Origin of the sequence: Victivallis sp. (assembly GCF_048170485.1) — a bacterium.
Classification (GTDB): domain Bacteria; phylum Verrucomicrobiota; class Lentisphaeria; order Victivallales; family Victivallaceae; genus Victivallis.
Map to the genome: position 1 here is coordinate 1 of NZ_DBEXAY010000146.1, position 6,117 is coordinate 6,117.

The 6,117-nt window shown below is 59.9% G+C and carries 6 protein-coding genes; all 6 read right to left on the minus strand.

The genetic code is table 11. The features are described from left to right. Nucleotides 1–477: 477 nt before the first annotated feature. The gene (locus ACMLHG_RS07655) at nucleotides 478–1,824 is read right to left on the minus strand and encodes a hemolysin family protein (protein ID WP_417170120.1); all 1,347 of its coding nucleotides are present in this window, start codon (nucleotides 1,822–1,824) and stop codon (nucleotides 478–480) included. A 179-nt stretch (nucleotides 1,825–2,003) separates the two neighbouring features. Continuing rightward, nucleotides 2,004–2,714, minus strand: coding sequence for a type III pantothenate kinase (locus ACMLHG_RS07660; protein WP_417170121.1), 711 nt, complete (start codon nucleotides 2,712–2,714; stop codon nucleotides 2,004–2,006). 15 nt (nucleotides 2,715–2,729) lie between these two features. Continuing rightward, nucleotides 2,730–3,047, minus strand: a complete 318-nt coding sequence (locus ACMLHG_RS07665; protein ID WP_417170122.1) for a hypothetical protein — start codon at nucleotides 3,045–3,047, stop codon at nucleotides 2,730–2,732. A gap of 305 nt (nucleotides 3,048–3,352) precedes the next feature. After that, complete coding sequence (locus ACMLHG_RS07670) at nucleotides 3,353–3,730, minus strand: type II secretion system F family protein (RefSeq protein WP_417170123.1); 378 nt, start codon at nucleotides 3,728–3,730, stop codon at nucleotides 3,353–3,355. Further along, on the minus strand, nucleotides 3,669–4,628 hold the full coding sequence (locus ACMLHG_RS07675; RefSeq protein WP_417170124.1) for a type II secretion system F family protein: 960 nt from the start codon (nucleotides 4,626–4,628) through the stop codon (nucleotides 3,669–3,671). The genes ACMLHG_RS07670 and ACMLHG_RS07675 overlap by 62 nt, the downstream gene beginning before the upstream one ends. Nucleotides 4,629–4,698: 70 nt before the next feature. Then, nucleotides 4,699–6,117: GspE/PulE family protein (locus ACMLHG_RS07680; protein ID WP_417170125.1), on the minus strand; the 1,419-nt coding region annotated here is incomplete at its 5' end.

Below are 6,117 nucleotides of genomic sequence, written 5' to 3' on the forward strand. Positions count from 1 at the left end.
GATTGATGTTCCTCGGATCCTCCTGTTGTAATATTGCAGAAAATTCCACCTTTGCAAGGCCACTGGACTTTGCATGCAGATTAAACCCAAGTTTCCACGCTTTTGCGGAAGCGTGCGCTACCGAAACGCTGGGCGCTTACATTCAACGATCCGTATAATCCCCTGCCGTTTGCGGGGATGGAATGCTTTGACCGGGCGCGGCGGCTCTGGGAGCTGGCCGGGGTTCCGGAACGGGCGGCAATCCTGTATCACGGCATGGGACATGATGTTCCGCCTGCGATCCGACATTTCGCATACGAATTTCTTGAAGCGCACCTGGTTTCCAGCCGGGAGCGGAAAGAAACGGCTTTTCGAAAGTGAGTATGTTGCGTTTTCTCCGGAAGAGGGCATTCCCGCTTCAGAGTTGTTCCCCGCGGACGGAGGCGCTTCCGCCGGGAGGGGAAGTCCGTCGAAGGCCGGCGAGATGGAACCGGGCCACTATTCGCAGCTGTCCGTCTCTTCCGGCTCCGGCAGCAGTTTGAGCTGGACCTTGTCCACCCGCCGACCGTCGACCGCCTCCACCTTGAGTTCAATTCCGGCCTCGGGGAGCGTAATGGTCGCCCCCGGCGTCGGAATTGCATTCAGGCGGCCGAAGATCAGGCCGCCGATGGTGTCATACTCCTCCTCTTCGTTGGGAAGCGGACGGTCGATCAGTCGCGAAACTTCGTCGATTCGCATCGAACCGTCAATTCTCCACAGTTTTTCCCCGATCTCCTCCGCCTCTTCGCTGTAGTCGTCGTATTCGTCGTAGAGGCTGCCGACGATCTCTTCGAGCAGATCCTCCAAAGTCACGATGCCGGAGGTTCCGCTGAATTCGTCCAGAATGATCGCCATGCCCAGCTTCTTGCTTTGAAGATCCCGGAACAACCGGTTGGCGCGCATGGTTTCCGGCGCGAAATAGACCGGTTTCAGCAACCCTTTGATATCGGGCGCGGCGTTGCCGTTGAGCTTGGCGGTGAAATAATCGCGGAAGTGGAGCAGCCCGACGATCTTGTCGATATCGCCCTGATAGACCGGGACCCGGGAAAATCCGCACTCCATGAGGGTCTTCTCCACCTCATCCGGAGTTGCGTCAAGATTGAGGGAAACCACCTCGGTACGGTGGGTCATCACTTCGCCCGCAGTGGTGTTATTGAATTCAAACACATTCTCAATCATCCGCTTTTCGTCGCTTTCAATGGCCCCGTTTTCCTCTCCGATGTCGACCATCATGCGGATCTCCTCCTCGGTCACCTCCTGTTCGCTGGAGGGCTGGATTCCGAAGAGTTTCAGGAAGAAATTGACGGAAGCGTTCAACACCCAGACGAACGGGGCGGTGATTTTCGCCAGAAAGTCGATCGGACCGGCGACATGAAGGGCAATCCCCTCCGCGTACCGCAGACCGAGCTGTTTCGGGAGCAGTTCTCCGAATACCAGGGAGACGTAGGAGAGCAGGACGGTAATTGCCAGCACCACCAGCGCATCGAGTGTGGCGTGGCTGAGCAGGGTGAAGCCATGCTGTTCCAGCCAGAGGGTTACCGGATCGGAAAAGCTCTCCGCTGCGAACGCGCTGGCCATGAAGCCGGCAAACGTGACACCTACCTGGACTGTCGCCAGAAAACGTCCGGAATTCTCAACCAGTGCCGCGAGCCGCCGGCCGCGGCTGCCGCCTTCGCTGCCGAGCCGCCGTACCGTGGCCGGCTTGAGCGAGATCAATGCAACTTCCGACGAGGCGAAAAATGCATTCAGAGCGATCAGAAAAAGCAGAAACAACAACTGGAGAATCAATAAACCGCCGTCTTCCAAAGCCAATCCTTTTTGTTCGTGTTGTGCCTTCCGCATCCGCTTTCGGACGCCCGGGACAGGCAATTCCTATTAATATAATTCTGCTTTAGTGATTTGCAAATGTTCCCGAGCAAATACTTCCACGGTGGGAGACGCGGGCTTCGTCCCGGATCGTTCGGCCTTCCCGGTTCCGGAGCAAATTATGAAATCCGGGAGAGAAAGGCACGGAGAATCCCGCGCAAAGTGAAGTCTTCCGGCGCCGTCCGAATCCCGAGGGCTTCGGCGAAGAACGGGGCATCCCCCCCGGTGGCGACGATCGTCGGCCTTCGCGCTTTTCCGCAGGCGGGAAGCGAGGCGGAGAGCAGCTCCCGCATCAGACCGACTGCGCCGCGATCCACTCCGAAACGGATCGTTTCAACCGTGTTGCTGCCGGGGTGTTCCGGCAGTTGGGTGGAAAATGGAATTTCGGGAAGTTGCGCCGTACCGGCCGCGAGACTGCGGCGCATCATGGCGCGTCCGGGAGCGATCGCTCCACCGCGAAAAACGCCGTCCGCATCGACGATCTCCAGCGTCAGCGCGGTTCCGCAGTCCGCCGAGATGCCGGGAAGCGGAAACAGTTCCGCCAGGGCAAGGGCGTTGGCCACCCGGTCGGCGCCGAGAGTCGAGGCGTCCACCTGGGTGAAATCGACTCCGGCACGTTGGTTGTATGCCGAGAGGTACCAGATGTCGGTGTCCGCAAAGCGCTTGCGAATTGCGGGAACCACTGTGGCGGCGGCGATCGGCATTCCCGCCGGCAGCAGTTCCGGCTTCAGTTCCGCAGTCGGAATTCGCGGCAGCAATTCGATGGCGTTGCCGCTCCAGACGCCGGGTTGTGCGAAGGTGTTGCCGATGTTGATCAGGAGAAGTTCCATATTCCGTTCCGGATTTTACAGAAAATGGCGCAGTTCGGGGCGGAGACCGACTGCTTTGAGCAATTCCTTGATCCGCTGCGCCTGGTTTGCCGCGCAGACCAGCGTCACATCGCGGGTCTGCACAATGACCAGGTTGTCGACGCCGATTGCGGCGATCAGGTGGTCGGGGCTGCCTGAAACCACCAGGTTGCGGGAATCCACCGCGGCGAAGAGTCCATCGGCGACATTGCCGTCGGCATCGGTGGCGAAATGGTTCCGCAGCGACGTCCAGCTCCCGACGTCGTCCCAGTCGAACCGGCTCTCCGCCACTGCGATGAACCGGGCGTGTTCCATGACCGCGTAATCAATCGAAATTTTAGGTTGATTCCGGAAGAGTTCCGGAAGTTCCTGCTCAAAAGTTCCGGCTGCAATCGTTTCGCCGATCTGGGTGCAGAACCGTTCCAGTCCGGGCGCCTGGCGGCGGAATTCCGCCCGCAGCGCCCCGACCTGTCAGAGAAAGATTCCGCTGTTCCAGCGGTAGTCTCCGGAGGCGAGGAAACGTTCGGCGGTCTCCCGGTCCGGTTTCTCCCGGAAACCGTGCCCGGAGAAAGCGACGGCCGGCCCCGTCGGAGTCCGGCCGGCCTGAAAAGCGGGAGAAATCAGCCTCCCATGCCCTCGATCAGCTTGACCAGCGGCAGGAAGAGTGCGATCACGATGGTACCGACGACCACGGCCAGGCCGACGATCATCAATGGTTCGATCATGCTGGTCAGAGCGCTCACGGCGTTGTCGACCTCTTCGTCGTAGGTGTTGGCAACCTTGTCGAGCATTTCCGGCAGCTTACCGGTCTCTTCGCCCACCTCCACCATACTGATCACCATTTCCGGGAAGATCTTGGTCGCGCTGAGCGGCGCGGCGATGCCTTCGCCCTCCTTGACCGCGTCGTGCACTTTCTGAATCGCAGTGGAGACCACCTCATTGCCCGCGGTTTCCCGGACAATCGCCAGCGCGGAGAGCACCGGTACGCCCGAAGCCATCAGCGTGCCGAGCGTACGTCCAAACCGGGAGATCGCCGTCTTGGCGATGATCGGTCCGAAAAGAGGCATATTGTACTTGCACCAGTCCACCCCCCCACTTGCCGATCGGAATCATGACGGTGATTTTGTAGAGCACAATCACCGCGACGATTCCAATGACGAATTTCCACCACTCCGTCATCAGGGAGTTGCTGAAGTTCATTACGAAGAGCGTGATGGCCGGCATCGGCGTTTCGGGACCGAGCAGGTCCTTGAAGATTGTCTGGAATTTCGGGACGATGAAGACCATCAAACCGATAATCGCGAGGATGGCGATGCTCAGCACCACGCACGGATAAATCATCGCGGACTTGACCTTGCCGGAAATCCGGGCCGCTTTTTCCATAAAACCGGCCAGACGGTCGAGGATGACCTCCATCGCACCCGACGCTTCTCCGGCGCGCACCATGTTCAGATAGAGTTTGTCGAAGGAGCGGGGATTCTGTGCCAGCGCCTCCGCGAAAGTGGCTCCGCCCTCGACGGTGTCCGCGGTTTTGCCGAGAATGATCTTGACCGCCGGATTTTTCGCCTGCTTTTCCAGCGTCCGCAAAGAGCGGATCAGCGGCAGTCCCGCGGAGAGCAGGATCGCCAGCTGCCGGGTGACAACGGTCAGCTCCTTGCGCGGAATCACCGTCGCGCCGATGTTGATGTTGAAACCGCCGCCTTTTTTGTTCTTTTTTTTCTTGGCGGCTGCGGTGGCGGCTTTCTTGACAGCCTCCGATTCAATCAGCTTGATCTGGGTCGGAAACAATCCCTTGGATTTCAGCTGATTGCTTACGATCTCCTCACTGGCGGCATTGATCTTGCCTCGCTGCTCTCTGCCGTTGCCGTCCATCGCGATGTATGAATATTGCGGCATTTTTCACTTCTCCGAGTTGAGTTGACTCTGAATCGTCATTTATTTCCAGAAATCCGGCCGGGCCGACCGATTACGTGTAGCGGACCACCTCGTCGATGGTCGACTCTCCATTCAGCACGGCGAGAATTCCGTCTTCACGCAACGTACGCATTCCCATCTCCCGGGCCTTGTCCCGGAGCACGGAAGAGGGGGCGCCGTTGTTGATCAGTTCGCGAATTTCGTTATCCACCACCAGCAGTTCGGTCAGAGCCTTCCGTCCTTTGTAACCGGTGTGGTTGCAGGTCGGGCACCCCTTGCCGATGTAGAATTTGCGGTCACCCACCATCTCCCGGGTGATGCCGAGCCGCGCCAGATCCTCGTCGGTCGGCACATAGGCGCTGCGGCAGTTCCGGCAGACCCGGCGGATCAGTCGCTGGCCGAGAACGCCCACCAGCGAAGAGCAGATCAGGAACGGCTCCACCCCCATATCCACCAGTCGGGTCACCGTGCTGGCGGCGTCGTTGGTGTGCAGCGTGCTGAACACGAAGTGGCCGGTCAGCGACGCCTCGATCGCAGTCTGGGCGGTTTCGAAGTCGCGGATCTCACCGACCCGGATCCGGTCGGGGTCCTGCCGGAGGAAGGCGCGCAGCGCACGGTGGAAGGTCATGCCGACCGCGTCGTTGATCGGCACCTGGATCAGCCCCTCGATTTCATATTCGACGGGGTCTTCCGCGGTCAGCAGCTTGTCGCTGATCACGTTGACCTCGCGCAGCGCGGAGTAGAGCGTGGTGGTTTTACCGGAACCGGTCGGCCCGGTCACCAGGAGAATGCCGTTCGGCAGGTGGATCAGTTCGCGAAGCTTCTCCAGCACCTCCTTGCCGATGCCGAGGGAGTCGAGCTCCAGGTTGACCACCGAGCGGTCGAGCACGCGGAGCACCACCGATTCGCCGTAACTGGTCGGCAGACAGGAGACGCGCAGGTCGACCGGTTTGCCGTTGACCTTCATCTGGATACGGCCGTCCTGCGGGCGGCGGCGTTCGGAGATGTTCAGTCCGGAAACGATCTTGACGCGGCTGATCACCGGAATTGCCAGACTCTTGGGCGGCTGGGGCATTTCGTAGAGAGCGCCGTCCACACGGTAGCGGATCCGGAAGTTCTTTTCGAAAGGTTCGAAGTGGATGTCCGACGCCTTGTCCTTGACCGCCTGGCGGATCACCACGTCCACGAATTTGACGATCGGCGCGTCGTTGGCGCGCTCCTCGTCGCTGCGTTTGTCGTCCTCGAGTTTGGCCTCCTTGCCGATTTCAGCGAGGATGTCCGCGACGGTGTCGGCCTCTTCCGGATAGTAGCGTTCCAGTTCCGGATCGAAGGTGTCGGGGTCCACCGCCACCGGCAGAATGTTCCGCCCGGTGATGAAGCGGAGCGCCTCGACGGTCTGGTAATCGAGCGGCGAGCGCATCGCCAGGTCGATGTCGGTTTCATCGGCGCGGAGCGGGATCACCCCGTAGTT